This window comes from Rubeoparvulum massiliense, from assembly GCF_001049895.1.
GTDB lineage: Bacteria > Bacillota > Bacilli > Rubeoparvulales > Rubeoparvulaceae > Rubeoparvulum > Rubeoparvulum massiliense.
Window position 1 is genome coordinate 312,903 of record NZ_CVPE01000003.1, and the last position, 22,474, is coordinate 335,376.

Here is a 22,474-nt window from a genome sequence, read left to right on the forward strand (position 1 = left end):
ATGGTATATTGACTAAGCATGAAGAGGTGATTCACCGTGCGTTGGATGAACCAACTTCGTAAACTATCCTGGTATCTTAAGTTTAAGCTCCTCGCTCGTCATATCTTTCTCAGCCTGCTTATCTTTCAGTTTATCCGAACTTTGCTCTTTCCAACCACCTTTGATGTGGTCTTGCTTACCATTGTAGCCCTATTATACTTCGCAGTGATTCTTGACTGGATCTAAAAATCACCCATTCCCTGCATTGGAACGGGTGATCAAATTTCGTTATATGGGGGTAGGAATATAAAGAAGCTGCCCTTCTGCCAGCTCAGCAGAAGCTAATTGGTTGAACTCCATTAGCTGTTTCGGAGTCATTTCATAACGCTGAGCAATCTCAAAAAGGGTCTCCTCCCGCTGGACAATACAGAGCTTCACCTTCGTAAAGCTTGGACCATCCTCCTTATCGGGATAGAGGTAGTAACGAAGCTCCTTCTCTGGTGATTCAGTTGCTTCCGCAACCACATCAAGCTCGAGCTCTAAGTCCATCCCTTCCAAAGAGGCTTCAGTTGTATTCCTCTCCTCATCAATAGCACGCTTGCCAATGGTTACCTTAAACTCTTTCACGACCTCTTCAGTTTGCTCCTGCACTTCTTCTGCTGTGGCTTCTGCCTCCACATGAACTTCCTCTGCTTCCGACTCGACTTCTGCTTGATCCGACTCTCTTTCCTGATTGCTTTCTGTCCCTAAAGCTTCGGTTTGCTTACTTACGCTCTCCTCTTGCTCGTGGGTAGCTGCTTTTTCCGGAGCTTCATCTCCTTCAGGTAAGAAACTTGAAAGATGTGCTCCTTTCTCATCATCTTCGTGAGCTGGATTCGCTACCTGGAGCGACTCTGACTCCTCTACTGTAGGATTCATTTTTTCCTGAGCATCCTCTTCCATCATGCTTGTAACTTTCTTACTAAACTCCTCGTTGATTTCCTCGCTAGTCTCTTTGCTGATTTGCTCACTGCCTTCCTCGCTATTTTGTTCCGTGAGAGTTTCTTTTACCTCTTCTTCCTCCAGCAGATCTGTATTCACATGCTCTTCATGCTGCTCGATTCTCTTCCCCTCCTGTTTCTCCACCTTCAGTCTCTCTTCACGAGGAAGATTCCATTGCATAGATTCATGAAAACGGAATAGCGGAGTTGATCCTGACTGGGGCTTAGTCTTCTCTTCTGTCTCCTCACGTAAGGGATCATCTGCCGCAGCAATCCTTAATAGCTTCTCTTCATTCCACTGCTCCCAGACCTCCCAATTAAAAGGGGGATCTGGGTTTGGAGTAAATGTTTCTCCCTGTTCTACCTTCTGCGCACCCCTCACACCTTCGATGCATAGCTCAGCAGTGATCAAGAGCTGATGGGGATCCACCACATCATAATCAAATGAATCGATCTTCACATACACCTTCTCAATATCGTTGATTCGTTCCTTGGCAATTTCGATCTGTACAGGGATCTCATGGAATAGCTCTCCTGCCTTAAACGACGATGAGAAGATTCCCTGCTTACTCTCCAGCATGGCCTGTTCACTGAACGGAGTACGTTCTCGACCCTGATAACGCCCCCTACAGAGCAAAATTCCATCGATGAGTACCTTCTCACGTTCCTCAAAGACTGAGATATGGGGAATCAGTTCAATTTCACGAATCTCCTCCATCCCCACCTGCTGGCGAGGTAAGAGTATTGATTCTTCAACGAAGAGGCGAACCTCATCTCCTTGCGACATTCCGCTCCTCCTTTCAACTGCTACTTCTCTTTCAAATATATGAAAAAAGTGGGCGAGTATTCGCCTGATTCGTACAAAGGATAGAAAAAGCGTTCTCTCCAATGAGAGAACGCTTCTCCATTTATTCGATTCAATTAAAGGCTCTTCAACACCTTGCGATTTGCTGCAATAGCCTGCTCCATATCATCCATGGTATGGGCGGTGGAGATGAACATGCACTCTAATTGAGAAGGCGCCATATAGATACCTTCCTCCAGCATCGCCTTAAAGTACCGTTTGAACAGCTTCATATCGGAGGTCATTGCTGTACGAAAATCCACTACATTCTCTTGGGTAAAGAATGGACAAACCATGGAGCCTACCCGATTGATATGCATGGGAATTCCTGCTTCCTCCGCATTTTGCCGGAAGCCTTCTTCGAGGCGTGCTGCTTTCTTCTCTAGCTCCTCATAAACTTCAGGCTTCAGCTCCTGCAATGTGGCATAGCCTGCTGCCATGGCTAGAGGATTCCCCGAGAGCGTACCTGCTTGATACACAGGACCGATGGGTGCAATCTGTTCCATAATCTCCCGCTTACCACCATAGGCTCCTACGGGTAGCCCACCACCGATTACCTTACCCATGGTGGTTAGATCTGGCATCACATCATAGCGACCTTGAGCAGAATGGAGATGGACACGGAAACCTGTGATCACCTCATCAAAGATCAGCAATGCACCGTATCGCTCTGTAATCTCACGTAGTCCTTGAAGGAAGCCAGGTTGCGGTGGAACTGTCCCCATATTTCCTGCCACTGGTTCAACAAAGACACAAGCGATCTCGTCGCCATAATGTTGGAAGAGGGCTTCAACACTGGCCAAATCATTATAGTTTGCTAGTAAGGTATGCTGGGCGATGGAGTTAGGCACCCCTGGACTATCTGGTGTCCCTAATTCGGTTGCACCTGAACCTGCCTTGATGAGAAAGGAATCAGAATGGCCATGATAACCACCGATAAATTTCACTACTTTTGCACGACCTGTATAGCCACGGGCAAGTCGCAGTGCACTCATGGTCGCTTCAGTTCCTGAATTGACCATACGTACCATTTCCACTGAAGGCATACGCTCAATGACTAGCTGTGCCATCTTCGTCTCAATTTCAGTTGGTGCACCAAAGCTCGTTCCTTTTTGAGCGGTCTCAGTTACTGCTCTCAACACAGAAGGATGGGCATGTCCAAGAATCAATGGACCCCATGAGTTAACAAAATCGATATATTCATTTCCATCGATATCCCATAAACGGGAACCCTCTCCCCGTTCCATCACAACGGGATTCATTTCAACAGCGCAGAAAGCACGAACGGGACTATTTACGCCACCAGGCATTACCTTTAATGCCTCTTGAAATGCTGTGATAGAACGTTCAAATGATCTGGTCAATGTCTATGTCACCCCTTCTAATCCATCTTCAATACTTTTCGTGCGGCTTTCTCTCCCTGTGTAACACAGTCTGGAACACCCACACCATAGAAACCGGAACCTGTTAAATAGAGGCCAGGATACTCTTGAACAATGGCTTCCTCCACCTCAGCCATCCGCTCCAGATGCCCTACATTATATTGGGGCATGGATTGGGGCCAACGATTTACCTTATGAAAGAGTGGCGTAGCATCAATGCCTGTCAGTTCTCGTAATTCTTCACGGGCAATCTGGACAAACTCTTCATCACTCATGCTCAAGTCTGCTTCATTTCCAGCATGTCCAATAAATACGCGGAGCACCACCTTATCATCAGATGCTGTATGAGGCCATTTCACCGAAATAAAGGTACATGCAGTGATCTTTCGTCCTTCAGTACGGGGAATCACAAAACCTGATGCATCTAAAGGATGGTGAACCTCCTTCCGCTCAAAACCAAGAGCCACATTGGCCACCGTCACATAAGGGAGATTAAGCAGGTGATCCCGCTTCGAGAACTGGGGTAATAATTTTCCCATGACAAAGGTTGGTGTAGCTAATACTACATTATCGTAGTAGGAAGTGACTCCATCGCTCATCGTCACTTCATAGCCTTCCCCAGCACGTTCAATGCGCTGGACCTCCACCCCTGTTTTAACCTCACAGTCTTTGCGTAATTCTTCTTCCAAGCGTGTAACCACGCGATCAAACCCTTTCCCATAGGAGAGGAAAACACTCTTCTTCACAATGGGAGGTAATGGAGCTCCTTGAGAAGCCTGAGGCACTTGACTATTCACAGCACCTGGTGCCACTGTAGGTCCTTTGGGCTTACGGGAAAACATCATCCCCTTAATCAAGCTGCGATGCTCTTGCTCGATGGTCCGAAAGTTAGGAAAAGTAGCCATTAGACTTAGCTTCTGCGTATCCCCTGCATAGATCCCAGAGAGTAGCGGTTCAGCTAAACACTCTGCCACCTCTTTGCCCAAGCGTCGTTGTAAAAAGCCACCTAAGGATTCATCTTGCTTCGCCTCGCCTCGTGGCAAAACTAAATCCATCCCAGCCCGTAATTTCCCCATTGGCGAAACAAGTCCTGTCTTCACAAAGGGCTTGAACTGCGTTGGAATTCCTAGCATTAAGCCTGGTGGCATCAGATGCATCTTACCATGAAGCAGAATATAATTCTTCCGAGCCTTGGGGTTGGTGCCTACTAGCTCATCATCAATACCTAATTCCTGACTCAGCCTCACCATAATGGTTTTCCGACCAATAAAGGAATCAGGGCCCTCCTCCATGATACAATCATCGATCCTTGTAGTACGGATTTTACCACCTAACCGCTCAGCCCGTTCAACCAAGGTGAGAGTAACTGGCAGTTGATGTTGATTACGATATTTCATGATGTAATATGCGGTGCTTAAGCCGGCAATACCACCACCGACCACTAGTACTTGCTGCTTCTTCTGATTATCCATGCACTACCCCTCTTTTATTCGATTCATAATCATGTTAGCTAATCCTGTTATCAGTTGTGAATCTGCATTTAGGGAAGGTGTACGTAACCAAGTTATACCCAATTGGTTCGCATGCTGTTTTGCTTCAATATCCAAGTCATAAAGAATCTCCAGATGATCCGAGACAAATCCGATGGGGCAACTTACAACGCCCTTCACTCCTTCTGCTGCCAATTGATCCAGCATCGTCAGAAGATCAGGTCCTAGCCACTCTTCTCCGCTCTTCCCTGCACTCTGCCAAGCAAAGCTCCATACAGGAAGAGAAGTACGCTGCGCCACAAGCTCACAGGTTTCCTTCAGCTGTTGGGGATAGGGATCCCTCATGTCTAGAATTCGCTTTGGCAAACTATGGGCAGAAAAGAGTACCCGCTGTTGCGTAATCGGCACCGTATTCAATTGTATTAGCGTATTCTGTAAGCGTAGCGCTAACGTATCGATAAACTCTTTCAGTCGGTACCAATCATGAATGGCGTGTAGCTTGATCCCATGAGCTTGACAGCTCTCTTGCGCTCGCTCTAGATAGCTCCCGACACTCATGGTTGAGTAATGAGGTGTGAGCACCAAACCCACAGCCTCTTTGATCCCATCTTGCGCCATTTGCTCAACTGCTTCTTCAATGAATGGAGAGATATGTTTCATTCCCAGATAAGCAGTATATTGAATGTCCTGATCCTGTTGATTCAATTGATCTTCCAATGCTTTTACCTGCTGAAGGGTCCGAGCAAAGAGCGGTGAGCAGCCACCGATAGCTTCATAACGAGCCACTAGATCGGCAAGGGCTTCTTCAGAAGGCTTACGACCGCGACGGATATGCGTATAATAGGCTTCTACTTCATCCAGCGTATGAGGTGTACCATACGCCATCACAAGAACAGCAATTTTACGTTTGGCCATCGTTCATCACCTACTTATTCTGTTTAACCTGTGCTCCGTATTCATGAACAAATTCCGTTAAACGTTGCAACTGATCAATGGGAGCCTGGGGAAAAAGGCCATGACCGAGATTAAAGATATGTCCAGGAAGATCTAAGCCCTGATCAATCACGGCTTTCGCCCGTTCCTGCACCACTTCAAACGGTGCCATCAGTAGGGTAGGATCGAGGTTTCCTTGTACCACCTTCTGTGCACCGATTCGGTGATAGCCATCGGGAATGGTGATCCGCCAGTCTAAACCGATGACATCAGCATCCAACTCACCCCAAGTAGAAAGCAACTCCCCAGCACCCACACCAAAATAGATTAATGGAACATCCACCTCTTTTTTTAGTGTGGCAAAGATCCGTTGCATGGTTGGAAAAACATAAGTACGATAATCCCAAGGTGCAAGTGCTCCTACCCAGCTATCAAAAACTTGGGCGATCTTCGCACCATGGGCAACCTGCGCTTTAATATACGTAATTACCATATCGCCCAATTTATCCATTAACTTTTGCCATAAATCAGGGCGGCCAAACATCATCTGTTTGGTATAGATATAATTCTTGGAGGGTGCACCCTCAATCAAATAGCTGGCTAAGGTAAAAGGCGCACCTGTAAAACCAATGAGTGGAACGTTCAATTCCTTAATTAAGATATCAAAGGTCTGCATCACATAAGGCAAATCAGCCTCTGGTTCAAGTGCACGTAGTTTCTCCACATCTTCTTCCGTTCGTATGGGATGATCCATGACAGGGCCACGGCCACCAACGATTTCAAAACGGGCTCCCATGGGCTCTAAGGGCGTCATGATATCCGAATAGAGAATAGCTGCATCCACACCCAGCTTATGTACAGGTAACATCGTCACTTCTGCACAGAGCTCTGGTTGTTTGGTGATCTCTACGAGGGAGTATTTCTCCTTGATCTTCCGATAGTCCGGGTCATATCTTCCTGCCTGACGCATATACCAGACCGGCACAAAATCCACAGGCTCTTTTCGGGCAGCACGTAACAATGTATCATTGAACTTCATTGCCTCACCTCGTCCCTCTTAGTTTTCTCCTGATTTCAACCATTTAGCAACATCTTTTGCATGGTAGGTGATGATCAGATCAGCACCTGCACGCTTGAAGCTTACCATCGTTTCCATTACAATACGTTTTTCATCAATCCAGCCATTGATAGCTGCAGCCTTCACCATGGCATACTCCCCACTTACATTATATACAGCCATGGGTAAATCAAATGAGTTGCGGACATCACGTAGAATATCCAAGTAGGGTAAACCTGGCTTCACCATTAGGATGTCAGCCCCCTCCACTGCGTCAGAAGTCGCTTCGCGCAGGGCTTCGCGGCGGTTAGCAGGATCCATTTGATAGCTCTTCCGGTCACCAAACTGTGGAGCTGACTGAGCAGCATCACGGAATGGTCCGTAATAGGCTGATGCATATTTCACAGCATAGGACATGATGGGAATATCCGTATATCCTGCTTCATCTAATCCTTCGCGAATGGCTAAAACGAAGCCATCCATCATGTTGGAAGGAGCGATAATATCAGCACCTGCCTCTGCTTGTGACACTGCAGTTTTTACATGGAGTTCCAACGACTTATCATTCTTTACGATCCCATTCTCTACCACACCACAATGACCATGATCGGTGTACTCACAGAGACAAGTATCTGCCACAACCACCAATTCCGGTGCCCATTCCTTCACCTTACGGATTGCTTGTTGGACAATCCCTGTATCACAATACGCTTCAGAGCCTACTGCATCCTTGTGATGTGGAACACCAAACAGAATCACGCTAGGAATGCCGAGCTGTACCACTTCATCAATCTCTTCCTTCAAGCGATCAAGGGAAAAGTTATAGATCCCTGGCATGGAAGGAATGGGATCCCTATGATTTTCACCCTCCACCACAAAAATGGGATAAATGAGATCATCCACTGAAACATGATTTTCCCGTACCATCCTACGAATGGTTGATGTCTGCCGTAAGCGGCGATGACGATCAAATTCTGTGATCATCTTTCGAAGCCTCCTATTCATCTACTTGATTCATCCACATGAATTTATCCACTTGACTTGATTCATCCATATGAACAATGTGAAATAATGTTCATTCTCATTATAATGGTTTATCGCTGAGATGTCTCGGAAAAAAGCTTACAGAGTGTTACGACTAATCCATCTACTGTATGCTCCTCGGCCATGCCATGCACAGGAAGTTCATGGGCTTGAAGCGCCTGAGCAGTAATAGGACCAATGGCTAGCAGCCGCACATTACAGAGAAGTTCAGTAATGGGCAAGGTTGATTGAAGTGTTTGTAACCCTTGGATCATATAATGAACCGTCGATGGACTTGTGAAAGTGATCGCATCGACCTTCTGCTTGAGCAATTGCTCATAGAGTGGCTTAATGGAGCCTTGGGCAGGAACTGTCTCATAGCAGACAGGTGCATCTACATGCAAGCCTGCTTGCTCCAGCTGTTCGATCAAATAAGGACGAGCTAGGTTTCCACGAAGATAGAGCACCTGCTCTCCAGCCTTCACCTGATGCTGAAGGAGCGCCCAGATCTCCTCTGCAACGAATTTCTCCGGCATCAACTCCACTTGGATGCCACAATTCTCCATGGCCTTCTTTGTTTTTTTACCCACGGTAACAAAACGGTTAGTCAATTGCGAGGGAACTATCCCCTCCTCCTGTAATGCATAACAAAATGCTACTACCCCATTTTGACTGGTTACCATGACCCAATTATACTGGGTAATTTGTTGAACCGCCTGATGAAAGGGCTCAGGATCCTGCGGAGGGATGATGTCGATCATGGGGAGGGAGAGGACTTTGGCTCCCAGCTGCTCCAGTTGGGAACAAAACGCTTCACTTTGCTTCGCTGAACGTGTTACAACAATGGTGCGTCCCCTTAGCGGTAGCTCATCCATCTCACTACATCCTCTCTTTCGCAAGCTCGATCCATTGCTTGGCTCCTTGATCGAGGAAATGTTGTGCTAATCCAATGCCGAGGGTCTCTGGATCTGCACCAGTCATCTCTTCTTTTAGCCAAGCACTTCCATCTGGATCCGCCACAAAGCCCCGGAGACGATAACCCTTCTCTAGCTTCTCACAGAAGGCCCCAATTGGAATCTGACAACCTCCTTCGAGCTTGCGGAGGAATGCCCGTTCTGCTGCCACTGTTTCTGCGGTGACTACATGATGAATCTGTTGAAGGAGCTGGCGAACCTCTTGATCATCAGCACGACACTCAATGGCAAGGGCTCCTTGACCAACAGCTGGTAAACAGATCTCTGTATCCAGTGCTTCTGTCACCACATCCTCCCACTGTAGGCGCTGAAGGCCTGCCATAGCAAGGATGATCGCGTCAAACTGGCCTTCCTTTAACTTGCGTAAGCGTGTATCCAGGTTACCACGAAGCATGGCGATCTTGAGATCCGATCGATACTGTGTAAGCTGAATTGAACGGCGTAGACTAGAGGTTCCGATCACGGCACCTTGCGGAAGCTCAGCGAGAGGAATACCTTCTCTGGATATGAATGCATCCCGAGGATCCACACGTTTTGGAACCGCACCTAGCATGAGCCCATCGGGAATCACCGCTGGCATGTCCTTCATGCTATGAACCGCAAAATCGATCCGCCCCTCCAATAAGGCCTGCTCGATTTCAGAAACAAAGAGGCCTTTTCCACCTACCTTGCTCAATGCCACATCGAGAATTTGATCACCCTTCGTGACGATCTCCTCGATTTGAAATTGAAAAGGAAGCCCAAGTGCTTCTAATTGGTGAATCACCCAACGAGTCTGGGTTAATGCTAGCTGACTCCGACGGGAGCCCACAATGATTGTTCTCATTCTAATTCCTCCAATCCCTTCATTCTGGTTGTGCATTAGTTAGGAAACCAAAGGTGAAACTGGGAGATGGTTGAAGAAAAAATATAATTGATAATAATGGTACTAAAAGAGAGCAAATTCCACCAGGCAAGGCGAATACCATTCCCATTCTCTTTTCCTTGCAAATACTTATAGAAATAGTATGAGTAAAAGAGTGTAACTACAACCGACATAAGTACTTTTGGATCAAGGACCCATGCAGACAGCGGTAAGATACTAGTAGCCCAAATGGAGCCAACGATTAGTCCTGTTACCAACAATGTAAGTCCTAACAAATTGAGATAGTACGAGAAGTGGTAAAGCTGATCTAGGCTAGGTAGACGCATGAAACGATAGTTGATTCGTTTGCGCTTCAAACGGCGATACTGTAGTAGATATAAGAATGAAAAGATCGCTGATAATGAAAAGGCGACGTAGCTCATCAAGCTCATACCAATATGTAAGAAGAGCAGTTCAGAGATCAATTCATGTTGCTCTGCTACAAGTAAGGATGGGGCGGGCTTCACAAACCAGCAGATGACCAAGACGGTAAAGGCGATGAGATTGGTAAAAATAAAGATAAAATCCACATGCCAGAGAAAATTGATCAACCACGCTAGTGTGAGCAGTAGCCATGAATAAAAGTAGAGGGTTTCAAACAATGTTAAGATGGGGAAATACTCTTTTTCCATAATTTGCACGATAAAAAAAAGGGTTTGGACAACCCAAACAATAGTTAATAACCAGAAGGCAATTTGCTTTGCCTTCCGGTTTTTTTGGAGAAGATCTGTGAAATATAAGAAAATGCTTAATGCATATAGAAAAATTACAAAATCAATTAGCCAATTATTTCCATACATTGATCGTTACGTCCTCCCCTACTTAACGAGCAGGCGCCTTTTCAAATGGTACAGTTAGGCCAACCATCTCAATGGTTTGCTCTGCAGCGAGACGGCGACGTTCTGCATCCATTCTTTGCTTTTGTACCACTTGTTCTTCAATCCCAAACATTTGGCTCACGATCTGTAATCGCTCCTCACGCTGAGCGTTTCCTGCTAATTCCTTGGTTTGAATAATCGGGTCCTTCAATAGTTGATTAATGATGGACATGCTATGCTTACGGATCTGCTTCCGTTCCCGTTCTGATAGATCTGGAAGCTTGTTCTCTAGGCTGCGCATCGTCTCTTCATAGATGCTATTCGCCTTCTCTCGGAGTGCTGCTAGAACAGGAACTACTCCCATCATCTCTAACCATTGCTGAAATTCTTCAATCTCTTTCTCAATCATGACTTCAATTTTTGCTGCCTCGTGTTCCCGCTCTTTTAAATTGGCTTCTACAATGCCCTCAAGATCATCAATATCATAGAGAAAAACGCCTTCAATTTCTTGGAGAACTGGATCTAAGTCACGAGGTACTGCAATATCGATCATAAAGAGTGGCCGGTATTGACGACGCTTCATGACTGGGCGTACATCCTCAGCCTTCAGAATCACCTTGGTAGCGCTGGTAGAACTAATTACAATATCTGCCTCCAATAATGCATCAACCAATTGATCCCAAGGAAGTGCGGTTCCATTAAAGCGTTGGGCCATCTCCTGTGCCTTCTCTAAGGTTCTGTTGATAACCATTACATCTGCAACGCCATTGGCATTTAGGTGAGTGGCTGTTAGTTCACTCATCTTTCCTGCGCCAATTAATAAGACGCGCTTCTTCGCAAAAGTGCCAAAAATCTTCTTCCCCAATTCAATGGCTGCATAGCTAACAGAGACCGCATTTTGACTGATCTCAGTCTCAGAATGTGCGCGCTTTGCAAGGGTGATTGCTTGCTTAAACAGCGTGTTGAAGACACTTCCTGTGCTTCCATTCTGCTGAGCAACCTGAAAAGCATCACGAATCTGACCAAGAATCTGGGTTTCACCTAAAACCATGGAATCGAGGCCAGTAGTTACACGGAATAGATGGCGAATTGCATCATCCTCTACGTGAATATAGAGATGCCGGGAAAATTGTTCTACGGGAATACCAAACCAAGAGGATAGAAACGCCTTCAGCATGTGGCTCCCTGGATGCTCTTGATCCACCACAGCATACAATTCCATCCGATTACATGTGCTCACAATAATGCACTCAAGAATACTTTTGGTGTTCCGTAGAATATAGTTGGCACGGGGTAATTCATCCGCTTGAAAAACGAATTTTTCTCGGACTTCCACAGGCGCTGTACGATAATTGAGACCTACAACCATTACATGCATGGAATCACCACCCCATATCCTCCCTTTTTTTCTATGAATAAGGCAGTAACTGATCATAATATCGCCCTTATTATAACATGCTTCCTGTATCTTCTTGACAGCATTTGTGAACAAATTGTCACGAGAGGGCATAGGTTAATCAGTAGTCATACAAGAGGGAGGTTGATCAGATGAGACTGCGTTTAATAGCTTTCCTACTTTGTTTTACACTTCTCTTGGCAGGATGTCAAACAAATAGCTCAGGGGAAGGCGACGAGCCCATTCCTGTTCGCTTGTTTGAAGTGACCCATTCCTTATTTTATGCTCCACAATATGTGGCATTAGAGTTGGGGTTCTTTAAGGAAGAGGGGCTAGATGTTCAATTAACCACCGCTTTTGGTGGGGATAAAACTATGACTGCTTTGTTGAGCGGCGAAGCAGATATCATCCTTGTCGGTACGGAAACAACCATCTATGTCGCACAGCAGGAGGCTTCCGACTTAGCCATCAATTTTGCCCAGCTCACCCAAACTGATGGAACCTTTCTCGTTTCCCGAGAACCCATTGAAAACTTTCAATGGGAAATGCTCAGAGGACGTGTGCTCCTGGGACAGCGTAAGGGGGGAATGCCCCAAATGGTAAGTGAGTACGTACAACACGTACAGGGCTTAGTTCCCCATGAGGATCTGGAGATCATCCAAAATATTGATTTTGCCAATCTAGGCACCGCTTTTATCTCAGGAACAGGTGAATTTGCTCAGCTCTTTGAACCAGTTGCTTCCAAAATTGAGTTGGAGGGCCATGGACATGTGGTCGCATCATTCGGTGAAAGTAGTGGAAATCTCCCGTATACCGTCTATATTACAAAAGCGAGTATGATTGAGCAAAATCCAACGGTGGTTCAACAATTCACCAATGCCATCTATCGTGCTCAGATCTGGGTCAATGAACACTCCATTGAAGAGCTAGCTCAGGTCATTCAGCCTGCTTTTCCAGATATTGAACAAGAATTATTAATCAAGGTACTGGAGCGTTATAAAAATCAAGGTTCCTGGGCCACGGATCCGATTATTGATGAAACGGAATATCATCATCTTGAAGAGGTGATGGAGCTCGCAGGAGAGTTACCCAAAAAAGTACCTTATGAATTGATCATCAATACGCAATTTGCCAAAGCTGCTATGGAACAAGGCAGGTGAAAATCATGTTTTCTACACCCCTCATTCAATTGAAGCAAGTAAGTAAACAATACATCACCCGCCACCGCGTAGTTCAAGCGATCCATAATATCTCCTTTATAATTCATGAAGGTGAGTTTGTCTCCCTTGTCGGACCGAGTGGGTGTGGAAAGAGTACCATCCTTTCGCTCATCGCTGGTCTCATCCACCCCTCATCAGGTAGGATTCAGATTGGAAAAGGCTCAAATGTGGAGGAACGCCCACAGGTGGGCTATATGCTTCAACAGGATTACCTCTTAAAGTGGCGAACGGTGGAAAAGAATCTTTATTTAGGATTAGAGATTCAAAAACGTGATCAAATGGAGAATCGAGAAGCAGCTCTCCATCTCCTCGAAGAGATCGGTCTACTTGACTATAAGGATGCTTATCCTGATCAGCTTTCGGGAGGAATGCGACAACGTGTCGCCTTCGTCCGTACATTGGCTATTCAACCGGAGGTCCTTCTTCTCGATGAACCCTTCTCTGCCTTAGATTATCAGACCAAGATTCAATTAGAGGAATTGGTGAAATGCACCTTGAAACGCCATCAAAAAACAGGCATCTTAGTTACACACGATATTGGCGAAGCTATTGCCATGAGCGATCGTATTTTCCTGCTCTCCGCCAATCCAGGCACATTGATTCATGAGCTTTCTATACCTCCAGAACTCCGAGAAGCTTCTCCTTTCGCAGTACGTCAATTTCCCATTTTCCAACACTACTTTGAAGAAATCTGGAAGGAGCTACGACGATATGAGTAAATTGCTAAAGCAATTTCAAGTAGTGGGTGAAAATGAAGAGCATCGCCAATATTTACGCCAGCTTCGACGAGAATACTGGTTGATCAAATTTTCTCAGCTTACATTATTGCTTCTCCTCCTGGGTTTATGGGAGGTGGCATCCTCCCTCCATTGGATCAATCCCCTGCTCTTTAGCTCTCCAAAAAAGATCTTCTTACTCTTCCTTGAGATGATTAGCACTGGTGAAATCTACCGCCACGCAATCATCACCATCCTAGAGACCATTGTCGGTTTCTTACTTGGAACCATCCTTGGAACATTGGTAGCCATCCTGATCTGGTTCTCGCCTTTTCTCTCCAAGGTGCTTGATCCGTACATCGTGGTTCTCAATGGCTTACCCAAGGTTGCACTAGGCCCCCTCTTCATCGTTGCTTTTGGTGGTGGTTACATCGCCATTATTACCATGGCCATCGCCATCTCCATTATTGTAACCATTATTGTAGTCTATAGTAGTTTTCAGGAAGTGGATGAGAATTACCTTAAGCTAGCCCGGAGCTTTGGCGCTACGAAAAGACAAAGCTTTAGTAAAATCGTCTGGCCTGCCTCTCTTTCAAGTATTATCGCCACACTGAAAGTGAATGTAGGCTTGGCATGGGTAGGCGTCATTGTGGGTGAATTTTTGGTTTCGAAGGCAGGCTTGGGCTACCTGATGATCTATGGCTTTCAGGTCTTCAATTTGACCCTCGTGATGTTGAGCCTATTACTCATCGGTCTATTTGCTACCATCATGTATCAAGGGGTGAGCTATATCGAACGCCGAATCTTACGACGCTGAGATCAAGATTCTGCTTAACCAACCGCTCCATGTGGGATATAATTAGAATATTATTGAGATCGAAACGGAGCGGTACATGATGAAAAAATCACTAGTAGCGGACTTAGCACTACTTTTTGTTGCAATGGTTTGGGGATCGACCTTTGTTGTGGTGCAACGTGCAGTAGATCTACTACCTCCTTTAGCCTTTAATGGAATTCGTTTTGCCATGGGTGCACTCTTTTTACTCTTCATTATTCGTCTCTTCTATCCCCATCAGCTTACACAAATGAATGGTCGATTATGGCGCACTGGCATTTTCCTTGGTATCTGGTTATTTGCTGGTTACTTCCTTCAAACCTGGGGTCTACTCTATACCACCTCATCAAAGGCAGGATTCATTACTGGCCTCAGTGTGGTTCTTGTTCCTATCTTTGCCTTCCTCCTAAGCAAGCAGCGCATTAAACCACAAGCCATGGTAGGGGTTCTCTTAGCTACAGGTGGTCTCTATCTTCTCACCTTAAATGGCTCGCTCGCTATTGAAAAGGGGGACTTTCTCGTATTTCTCTGTGCCATTGCTTTTGCCATGCATATTGTTCTCACAGGACGCTATACCATGCAGTTTCCTTCCATGCCCTTAGCCTTTGTACAGATTACCACCGTCTCCATCATGAACTGGCTCATAGGTGGTCTCTTAGCTATCGGTGGAGTAGAGGAGTCTGCACTCCAAATCACCTTTTCCCTATCGACGCTGACTGAGCCCTATCTCTGGTTTGCCCTGCTCATTACTAGCTTGTTCTGTACAGCATTAGCCTATTTCGTCCAGACAGAGTTTCAGAAGTGGACCTCGCCTACACGGGTTGCACTTATCTACGCCACTGAACCTGTCTTCGCTGCCTTGACCGGTGTCCTTGCTGCAGGAGAAATTCTCATGGGGAATCAACTTTGGGGAATGGTTCTGATCCTTACTGGGATGATCCTTGCTGAGATTCCCTTGGAACGATTGCTGAAGAAACGATTGATCCCTAGTGCATCAACACAGGCAAAGCTTCATGATATGGATCGTTAATATGATTCACATTAACAAAAAGAGGGTGACTCGCAGGACTGCTTAAAGCAGCCTACGTTGTCACCCTCATCTTTATAGGAAAGGTATTAAACCTCACCTAGGAAGGACTCAATGATTGACCACGCTTCCTCTCTTCCTGATCCTGTCTCCGCAGAGAAGAGCAGGAGAGGCGTCTCCTTTTTCATCTCCAGTGTCTCACGGATCACCTTCTGGTGCTGTTGTAGTTTACTACGTGGGAGCTTATCTGCCTTCGTCGCTACTACAATGGTGGGTACTTCCATCGCTTGTAACCAGTCGAACATCACGATATCATCCTTCGAAGGGGGATGACGAAGATCGACCACTTGAATGACACCAATGAGATGTTCACGTTGGCTAAGATAGGCCTCAATAAATTGAGCCCACTTCTGCTTCTCCTCTTGGGAAACCTGGGCATATCCATAGCCTGGAAGATCTACAAAGAAGAAGCGTTGGTTAATGCGATAGAAGTTGAGCGTACGCGTCTTACCTGGCTTAGCACTGGCACGAGCTAACTTCTTACGCTGTAGCATGGCATTAATAAATGAAGATTTCCCCACATTAGATCGTCCCACGATGGCCAGCTCAGGTAGCTGACCACCAGGGTATTGGGATTCCTTCACTGCACTGATGATGAGTTCTGCATCGGTAATCTTTATCACGCTTGCATCTTCTCCTTCACCAGTGCCACTTCTAACACTTGATCAAGATGCTCGACAGGAATAAATTTTAGTTCCTTCCGAACACTCTCTGGCAAATCATCAAGGTCCTTCTCATTCTCCCGCGGAATCACAATGGTGGTTAATCCAGCGCGATGAGCTGCTAATGATTTTTCCTTTAAACCACCAATGGGTAATACCCGACCACGCAAGGTAATCTCTCCTGTCATCCCCACTTCCCGATGAACCGGGTGATCGGTTAATGCAGAGACTAATGCAGTAGCCATCGTGATCCCAGCCGATGGTCCATCCTTGGGGATCGCTCCTTCAGGCACGTGAATATGTACATCGTATTTTTCATGGAATTCTGGATCGATGCCTAATGCCTCGGAGCGGGATCGTACATAGCTAAAAGCAGCCTGCGCAGACTCCTTCATTACATCGCCTAGCTGACCGGTTAAGATTAATTTACCTTTACCAGGTAGTACACTTACTTCCACCGTTAATGTATCGCCACCAACCTGAGTCCAAGCAAGGCCTGTCACAGCCCCTACCTGATCCTCCTGCTCTGCCATCCCATAACGAAAGCGAGGCTTGCCTAGAAAATCCTCCAAGATCTTTGGCGTAACCACGACGCGCTTCTTCTCTTTCGCAACCACCGCTTTCGCTGCTTTACGGCAAATGGCTGCGATTTCCCGCTCTAGGTTACGAACGCCAGCTTCACGGGTATATTCTTGAATCACTTTCTTCAAGGATTCCTCACGAATTTGCAGTTTATCCTTACCTAGACCATGAGCCTTCAATTGCTTAGGAATTAAGTAATCCTCTGCGATCCTCAGCTTTTCCTGCTCCGTATATCCAGAGATATGGATCACTTCCATCCGATCTAATAAGGGCTGAGGAATTTCATGGATCACATTGGCAGTTGCAATAAACATGACATTGGATAGATCATAGGTCAACTCAATATAATGATCACTAAAATTCTTGTTCTGTTCTGGGTCCAGCACCTCTAATAAAGCAGAAGCAGGATCTCCACGGAAATCATGGGACATCTTATCAATTTCATCTAAAAGAAAGACAGGATTTACGGTTCCCGCTGTTTTCATACCTTGGATGATTCGGCCTGGCATGGCACCTACATAGGTCCGCCGATGCCCACGGATCTCTGCCTCATCTCGTACACCCCCTAAGGAAACACGGACGAATTTACGTCCCAACGCACGCGCGATGGATTTCGCCAACGATGTTTTCCCCACACCGGGAGGACCCACAAAGCAGAGGATGGGACCCTTCATCCGTTCCACAATCTGTTGAACGGCCAAGTATTCTAGCACTCGTTCTTTTGGTTTCTCTAAACCGTAATGATCTGCATCGAGAATTTCTGCTGCATGGTGAATGTCCAAATGATCCTCTGTCCGCTTCTGCCAAGGAAGCTGAAGAAGCCACTCGATATAAGTACGAATGACACTGCTTTCCGCAGAAGAAGCTGGCATTTTATCCAAACGATCCAATTCCTTCTCGGCAGCCTCACGAACATGATCAGGTAGAGCTGCTTCAGAGAGCTGCTCCCGTAATTTATCAACATCGCCGTTTCGGCCTTCTTTTTCACCGAGTTCTTTTTGAATGGCTCTCATTTGTTCTCGCAAATAGTACTCTTTCTGCGTTTTTTCCATCTGTTTTTTCACGCGAGAGCCGATCCGCTTTTCTAGTTCTAGTACCTCGGTCTCATTATTCAAGTAGACGAGAAGCTGCTGTAAACGTTCATTCACATCATTTAATTCAAGAATCGTCTGCTTCTCCTGCAATTTTAAGGGAAGGTGAGAAGAGATAATATCAGCTAAGCGTCCAGGTTCTTCAATATCCTGAATCGTGCTGAGTGTCTCTGTTGAGATCTTCTTAGATAGCTTAATATACTGCTCGAATTGCTTCACAGCCATTCTTGTCATCGCTGTTAATTCAGGATTATCATCTTCCACATCTTCAAGGAGAATGCTCTCCACTTTATAGAAGGGTTCATGTTGCACATATTGAACAATCTGTGCACGATATAAGCCTTCTACTAACACACGAATGGTACCATTAGGAAGCTTCAACATCTGTTTCACTTCTGCTACGGTCCCCACTCGAAAAATCTCTTGTTCCGTTGGTTCTTCTATCTCCACATCTTCCTGCGTTGCTAATAGGATTCGCTTGTCAACCACCATCGCTTCTTCTAATGCAGAAATGGACTTTTCACGTCCCACATCAAGGTGTAGCACCATGGTGGGAAATACAAGTAACCCACGTAGAGGCAAGAGAGGTATCGTTCTTTGCTCTGCCTGAATTTCCATGTAACGCACCTCCGTTTGAGCTCGTTCCTACAGGTATCTCCCGAAACTTTTTTATCTTTTCTTTATCGCTTCTCGATGCTGTATTCATTGTATCTTAACCCCTGGATCTTGTCTAATCTTTTCCAATGTTAAGGCTCACGGATGGATGGATGGTGAAACACTGATAATCTCTACCCGTGGTGGAATCACCACTTTTTCCAGAGCTTCTCCACAGGAGTGATGAATCACTTCATCGATTCGACTGACGGGGAGCACTTCAATATCGCTCCATGTTTGAAAAATCGTTTGATAATTCTCTTTAGGGATTAGTACTTTCCGAGCACCAGCGCGCCTTGCCGCCTCCACCTTGGCGATGATTCCCCCTACTGGCTTCACTTGCCCATGAATACTTACTTCACCTGTCATGGCTAGCAAAGGACTGACTGGAATCTGTTGAATTGCTGAATAAATGGCCGTGACCATGGTAATTCCTGCCGAAGGTCCATCAATCGGCATCCCACCAGTAAAGTTGAGATGAATATCGTAATTGGCTGGTGTAAGACCAAGTTGACGGATCACGGTTAAAACATTATCGAGACTTCCCCGCGCCATACTTTTTCTCCGGAGCTTACGTGCTCCAGCGCCGATCGTCTCTTCCTCCACGACACCAGTAACCTCTACCCGACCTGTCCCTTCCTTAACAGGAATGGCAATCGCCTCAACCTCTAAAATCGCCCCCATATTTGGACCATAAACAGCCAAGCCATTTACGATCCCCATCTTTGCTTCGTGGTTAATCTTTTGCTCATAACGGGGAAGCTTTTGACTACTATGGACCACCCATTCAATATCGCTACAGAGGATCTCATTGCGATTCTCTGTCAACGCCACCCCTCCTGCAAGCTGTAATACATTGATAGCCTCCCGTCCATTATGAGCATATTGAGAGATAATGGCTAATGCTCCCTCCTCTGCGCTGAACTGGATCCGTTCTAAGGCTTGCTCTGTGATTTGATCAATCTCCTTGGCATACAGTGGGCGAAAAAAGATCTCCATGCAACGTGAACGAATGGCAGGAGGGATCTCATCAGGTGTTCGTGTAGTAGCTCCCACAAGGCGAAAATCTGCTGGCAATCCATTCTGAAAGATATCATGAATGTGACGAGGGATCTGAGGATTCTCTTCGCTATAGTAAGCACTCTCAAGGATTACTTTTCGATCCTCCAAGACCTTTAATAGCTTATTCATCTGAATCGGATGGAGTTCACCAATTTCATCGATAAAGAGAATGCCGCCATGGGCCTTGGTAACGGCTCCAGGTTTTGGCTGAGGAATCCCTGCTTGTCCCATCGCCCCTGCACCTTGATAAATGGGATCATGAACAGATCCGATGAGAGGGTCAGCGATCCCTCGCTCATCAAAGCGGGCTGTTGTTGCATCTAATTCTACAAACTTCGCCTCTTCCTGGAAAGGTGAGTAGGGACTCTTCTTTGCCTCCTCTAGAACCACACGGGCTGCAGCTGTCTTACCTACACCAGGTGGACCATAGATCAACACATGCTGAGGATTGGGACCGCAGAGAGCTGCTCGTAAAGCCTTGATTCCATCCTCCTGACCCACGATTTCATGAAAGGTACGCGGACGTGTTTTCTCTGCTAATGGCTCGGAAAGCTGGATCGAGCGCATCTTTTGTAATTGTACCAATTCCTTTCTGGTCTCACGATCCACTGTTGTTTTGGTGGTGCGCTGATTTTTTAATAGGTTCCAAAAATACACACCGATTACGATGGTGAAAATCATATTAATCAACACAAAGAACTGAGTCACCTAAACCCCTCCTTAAAACCATATTCTTTTAACAGTATTGCCGAGAAGATTCAGGTTTATAGATCTAAAAAGGGAAGGTTGTAAAATTCAACCTTCCCTTTTACTTCTTCAATTATGGTTCAACCTCTATTATGCGCTCTCTTTATCGAATTGCATGGGCTGACCCTCTGCATTTAATAGGGTTGGAGCTTCCTTATGCCGCGCACAAGCCTCCGTAATGATACAGGTCTTCACATCATCACGAGAAGGTAATTCATACATGATCTCTAGCATGATCCCTTCAATGATAGCGCGTAACCCACGGGCACCGGTCTTGCGTGTAATCGCTTCTTCTGCAATGGCCTTTAATGCACCATCATCGAATTGAAGCTCAACATTATCTAGATCCAGTAGCTTTTGATACTGTTTCACTAAGGCATTCTTCGGTTCTGTTAGGATACGAATCAAGGCCTCTTCGTCGAGAGGAGTTAGTGTAGAGATGACAGGTACTCGTCCCACAAATTCAGGAATCAATCCATATCGCAATAGATCCTCTGGCATCACCTTACTTAATATCTCTCCATGAGAAAGATTGGTTGTGGTTGCATCGGAACCGAAGCCGATCACTTTCTTCCCAATCCGACGTTTTATAATCTGGTCGATGCCATCGAAGGCACCGCCAACGATGAAGAGAATATTCGTGGTATCAATCTGAATAAATTCTTGATGGGGATGCTTACGTCCACCTTGAGGCGGAACACTGGCTACTGTACCCTCCAAGATTTTTAGAAGTGCCTGCTGTACCCCTTCACCAGAAACATCCCTTGTAATAGAAGGATTCTCTGATTTACGAGCCACTTTATCCACCTCGTCGATATAGATGATTCCACGCTCAGCCTTCTCGACATCGTAGTCAGCCGATTGGATCAGCTTGAGCAGGATATTCTCCACATCTTCTCCCACATACCCTGCCTCCGTGAGCGAGGTAGCATCAGCAATAGCAAATGGAACATTGATGATACGTGCTAATGTTTGGGCTAGGAGTGTCTTACCGCTACCAGTAGGACCAAGAAGCAAAATATTACTCTTGGAGAGCTCGACATCCTCGCTCTTTTGTCCTGCATTGATCCGTTTATAATGATTGTAGACAGCTACTGACAAGGTCTTTTTCGCTTGATCCTGACCAATAACATATTGATCAAGATGCTTCCGAATATCGTAAGGCTTCGGGATCTCTTGAAGCTCAAACTCCTCTTCTGTCCCTAATTCTTCCTCAATGATTTCATTGCATAATTCGATACATTCATCACAGATGTAGACGCCTGGACCAGCTACTAACTTACGTACCTGATCCTGTGTCTTGCCGCAAAACGAGCACTTTAGTTGCCCTTTTTCATCATTAAATTTAAACATGAGCTTCGATTCACCCCTTTATTTGGTCAGCTTTGCGGGTAATCACCTTGTCGATAAGGCCATACGCTTCTGCTTCCTCTGCGCTCATAAAGTTATCCCGATCGGTATCCCGTTCAATCCGCTCCAAGGGCTGACCCGTACGAGCTGCAAGAATATGATTCATTTTCTCCTTCGTCCGGATGATCCAGTCTGCATGGATCTTAATATCAGCCGCTTGTCCTCGTACGCCACCTAAGGGTTGATGGATCATCACTTCACTGTTGGGTAATGCATACCGTTTACCTTTGGCTCCAGCTGCAAGTAAAAAAGCACCCATGGATGCTGCCATTCCCACGCATATGGTAGAGACATCTGATTTTATGTACTGCATCGTATCATAGATTGCCATGCCTGCTGTAATGGAGCCTCCAGGCGAATTTATGTATAGATGGATATCCCGCTCAGGGTCTTCCGCTTCCAGGAACAACAACTGTGCAACAACTAGGTTGGCCACCATATCATCAATGGGAGTACCAATGAAGATAATTCGATCCTTTAATAACCGAGAATAGATGTCATAGGCTCGTTCTCCTCGGTTTGTTTGTTCCACAACCATCGGTACCAAGTTCATCATTGGTTGACTATTTTGGACTTGGCTCATCGCCACGCCTCCTTTACAATTTTGTTGAAAAACAAGGCACGAACC

The 22,474-nt window shown here is 45.9% G+C and carries 20 protein-coding genes; 5 read left to right on the plus strand and 15 right to left on the minus strand.

Going from position 1 to position 22,474, the window contains the following annotated elements:
* Positions 1-45 precede the first annotated feature (45 nt).
* On the plus strand, positions 46-225 hold the full coding sequence (locus BN1691_RS01610) for a hypothetical protein (protein WP_048600674.1): 180 nt from the start codon (positions 46-48) through the stop codon (positions 223-225).
* A gap of 42 nt (positions 226-267) precedes the next feature.
* Here BN1691_RS01610 and BN1691_RS01615 read toward each other — a convergent pair whose 3' ends face one another.
* The 10 genes from BN1691_RS01615 to hemA all read right to left on the minus strand — a co-directional run bounded on the left by BN1691_RS01615 (position 268) and on the right by hemA (position 11,762).
* On the minus strand, positions 268-1,746 hold the full coding sequence (locus BN1691_RS01615; RefSeq protein WP_048600492.1) for a LysM peptidoglycan-binding domain-containing protein: 1,479 nt from the start codon (positions 1,744-1,746) through the stop codon (positions 268-270).
* A gap of 134 nt (positions 1,747-1,880) precedes the next feature.
* On the minus strand, positions 1,881-3,167 hold the full coding sequence (gene hemL, locus BN1691_RS01620; protein WP_048600493.1) for a glutamate-1-semialdehyde 2,1-aminomutase: 1,287 nt from the start codon (positions 3,165-3,167) through the stop codon (positions 1,881-1,883).
* Positions 3,168-3,184: 17 nt separating this feature from the next.
* Positions 3,185-4,657, minus strand: a complete 1,473-nt coding sequence (gene hemG / locus BN1691_RS01625; protein ID WP_048600494.1) for a protoporphyrinogen oxidase — start codon at positions 4,655-4,657, stop codon at positions 3,185-3,187.
* Positions 4,658-4,660: 3 nt separating this feature from the next.
* Positions 4,661-5,590, minus strand: coding sequence for a ferrochelatase (hemH, locus tag BN1691_RS01630; RefSeq protein ID WP_048600495.1), 930 nt, complete (start codon positions 5,588-5,590; stop codon positions 4,661-4,663).
* A 10-nt stretch (positions 5,591-5,600) separates the two neighbouring features.
* Complete coding sequence (hemE, locus tag BN1691_RS01635) at positions 5,601-6,647, minus strand: uroporphyrinogen decarboxylase (protein ID WP_048600496.1); 1,047 nt, start codon at positions 6,645-6,647, stop codon at positions 5,601-5,603.
* A gap of 18 nt (positions 6,648-6,665) precedes the next feature.
* Positions 6,666-7,649, minus strand: coding sequence for a porphobilinogen synthase (gene hemB / locus BN1691_RS01640; RefSeq protein WP_048600497.1), 984 nt, complete (start codon positions 7,647-7,649; stop codon positions 6,666-6,668).
* Positions 7,650-7,759: 110 nt separating this feature from the next.
* Positions 7,760-8,563: a uroporphyrinogen-III synthase gene (locus BN1691_RS01645; RefSeq protein ID WP_048600498.1), complete on the minus strand. Its 804-nt coding sequence runs from the start codon at positions 8,561-8,563 to the stop codon at positions 7,760-7,762.
* Between the two features lie 4 nt (positions 8,564-8,567).
* A complete protein-coding gene (gene hemC / locus BN1691_RS01650) occupies positions 8,568-9,488 on the minus strand; it encodes a hydroxymethylbilane synthase (protein ID WP_048600499.1) in 921 nt (306 codons plus the stop codon).
* A 35-nt stretch (positions 9,489-9,523) separates the two neighbouring features.
* The gene (gene ccsA, locus BN1691_RS01655) at positions 9,524-10,366 is read right to left on the minus strand and encodes a cytochrome c biogenesis protein CcsA (RefSeq protein ID WP_048600500.1); all 843 of its coding nucleotides are present in this window, start codon (positions 10,364-10,366) and stop codon (positions 9,524-9,526) included.
* A 22-nt stretch (positions 10,367-10,388) separates the two neighbouring features.
* Complete coding sequence (gene hemA, locus BN1691_RS01660) at positions 10,389-11,762, minus strand: glutamyl-tRNA reductase (protein ID WP_048600501.1); 1,374 nt, start codon at positions 11,760-11,762, stop codon at positions 10,389-10,391.
* Positions 11,763-11,932: 170 nt separating this feature from the next.
* Here hemA and BN1691_RS01665 point away from each other — a divergent pair, with 170 nt between their 5' ends.
* The 4 genes from BN1691_RS01665 to BN1691_RS01680 all read left to right on the plus strand — a co-directional run bounded on the left by BN1691_RS01665 (position 11,933) and on the right by BN1691_RS01680 (position 15,581).
* Positions 11,933-12,940, plus strand: a complete 1,008-nt coding sequence (locus BN1691_RS01665; RefSeq protein WP_053083677.1) for an ABC transporter substrate-binding protein — start codon at positions 11,933-11,935, stop codon at positions 12,938-12,940.
* 5 nt (positions 12,941-12,945) lie between these two features.
* Positions 12,946-13,719, plus strand: coding sequence for an ABC transporter ATP-binding protein (locus tag BN1691_RS01670; protein WP_053083678.1), 774 nt, complete (start codon positions 12,946-12,948; stop codon positions 13,717-13,719).
* Positions 13,712-14,533, plus strand: a complete 822-nt coding sequence (locus BN1691_RS01675) for an ABC transporter permease (RefSeq protein ID WP_048600502.1) — start codon at positions 13,712-13,714, stop codon at positions 14,531-14,533. Before BN1691_RS01670 ends, BN1691_RS01675 begins: the two co-directional genes overlap by 8 nt.
* A gap of 79 nt (positions 14,534-14,612) precedes the next feature.
* Positions 14,613-15,581 carry a DMT family transporter gene (locus BN1691_RS01680; RefSeq protein WP_048600503.1) on the plus strand — a complete coding sequence of 323 codons (969 nt, stop codon included), beginning with the start codon at positions 14,613-14,615 and terminating at the stop codon, positions 15,579-15,581.
* Between the two features lie 86 nt (positions 15,582-15,667).
* On the opposite strand, the gene yihA is transcribed toward BN1691_RS01680, so the two are convergent.
* The 5 genes from yihA to clpP all read right to left on the minus strand — a co-directional run bounded on the left by yihA (position 15,668) and on the right by clpP (position 22,429).
* Positions 15,668-16,258 (minus strand): ribosome biogenesis GTP-binding protein YihA/YsxC, encoded by a 591-nt coding sequence (gene yihA, locus BN1691_RS01685; RefSeq protein WP_048600677.1) that lies wholly within the window; start codon positions 16,256-16,258, stop codon positions 15,668-15,670.
* Positions 16,258-18,591, minus strand: coding sequence for an endopeptidase La (gene lon, locus BN1691_RS01690; RefSeq protein WP_048600504.1), 2,334 nt, complete (start codon positions 18,589-18,591; stop codon positions 16,258-16,260). The genes yihA and lon overlap by 1 nt, the downstream gene beginning before the upstream one ends.
* A gap of 135 nt (positions 18,592-18,726) precedes the next feature.
* Positions 18,727-20,397, minus strand: coding sequence for an ATP-dependent protease LonB (lonB, locus tag BN1691_RS01695; protein ID WP_261795524.1), 1,671 nt, complete (start codon positions 20,395-20,397; stop codon positions 18,727-18,729).
* A gap of 129 nt (positions 20,398-20,526) precedes the next feature.
* Positions 20,527-21,789 carry an ATP-dependent protease ATP-binding subunit ClpX gene (clpX, locus tag BN1691_RS01700; protein WP_048600505.1) on the minus strand — a complete coding sequence of 421 codons (1,263 nt, stop codon included), beginning with the start codon at positions 21,787-21,789 and terminating at the stop codon, positions 20,527-20,529.
* A 10-nt stretch (positions 21,790-21,799) separates the two neighbouring features.
* Positions 21,800-22,429 carry an ATP-dependent Clp endopeptidase proteolytic subunit ClpP gene (gene clpP, locus BN1691_RS01705; protein ID WP_269431173.1) on the minus strand — a complete coding sequence of 210 codons (630 nt, stop codon included), beginning with the start codon at positions 22,427-22,429 and terminating at the stop codon, positions 21,800-21,802.
* Positions 22,430-22,474: the final 45 nt, after the last annotated feature.

Coding starts and splice junctions, on each gene's coding strand:
- BN1691_RS01675 (WP_048600502.1), top strand. CDS start 13,712: ATGAGTAAATTGCTAAAGCAATTTCAAGTAGTGGGTGAAAATGAAGAG.
- lon (WP_048600504.1), bottom strand. CDS start 18,591: ATGGAAATTCAGGCAGAGCAAAGAACGATACCTCTCTTGCCTCTACGT.
- BN1691_RS01670 (WP_053083678.1), top strand. CDS start 12,946: ATGTTTTCTACACCCCTCATTCAATTGAAGCAAGTAAGTAAACAATAC.
- BN1691_RS01615 (WP_048600492.1), bottom strand. CDS start 1,746: ATGTCGCAAGGAGATGAGGTTCGCCTCTTCGTTGAAGAATCAATACTC.
- ccsA (WP_048600500.1), bottom strand. CDS start 10,366: ATGTATGGAAATAATTGGCTAATTGATTTTGTAATTTTTCTATATGCA.
- hemH (WP_048600495.1), bottom strand. CDS start 5,590: ATGGCCAAACGTAAAATTGCTGTTCTTGTGATGGCGTATGGTACACCT.
- hemA (WP_048600501.1), bottom strand. CDS start 11,762: ATGCATGTAATGGTTGTAGGTCTCAATTATCGTACAGCGCCTGTGGAA.
- hemE (WP_048600496.1), bottom strand. CDS start 6,647: ATGAAGTTCAATGATACATTGTTACGTGCTGCCCGAAAAGAGCCTGTG.
- BN1691_RS01665 (WP_053083677.1), top strand. CDS start 11,933: ATGAGACTGCGTTTAATAGCTTTCCTACTTTGTTTTACACTTCTCTTG.
- clpP (WP_269431173.1), bottom strand. CDS start 22,429: ATGAGCCAAGTCCAAAATAGTCAACCAATGATGAACTTGGTACCGATG.
- BN1691_RS01680 (WP_048600503.1), top strand. CDS start 14,613: ATGAAAAAATCACTAGTAGCGGACTTAGCACTACTTTTTGTTGCAATG.
- hemG (WP_048600494.1), bottom strand. CDS start 4,657: ATGGATAATCAGAAGAAGCAGCAAGTACTAGTGGTCGGTGGTGGTATT.
- clpX (WP_048600505.1), bottom strand. CDS start 21,789: ATGTTTAAATTTAATGATGAAAAAGGGCAACTAAAGTGCTCGTTTTGC.
- hemC (WP_048600499.1), bottom strand. CDS start 9,488: ATGAGAACAATCATTGTGGGCTCCCGTCGGAGTCAGCTAGCATTAACC.
- BN1691_RS01610 (WP_048600674.1), top strand. CDS start 46: ATGAACCAACTTCGTAAACTATCCTGGTATCTTAAGTTTAAGCTCCTC.
- BN1691_RS01645 (WP_048600498.1), bottom strand. CDS start 8,563: ATGGATGAGCTACCGCTAAGGGGACGCACCATTGTTGTAACACGTTCA.
- hemB (WP_048600497.1), bottom strand. CDS start 7,649: ATGATCACAGAATTTGATCGTCATCGCCGCTTACGGCAGACATCAACC.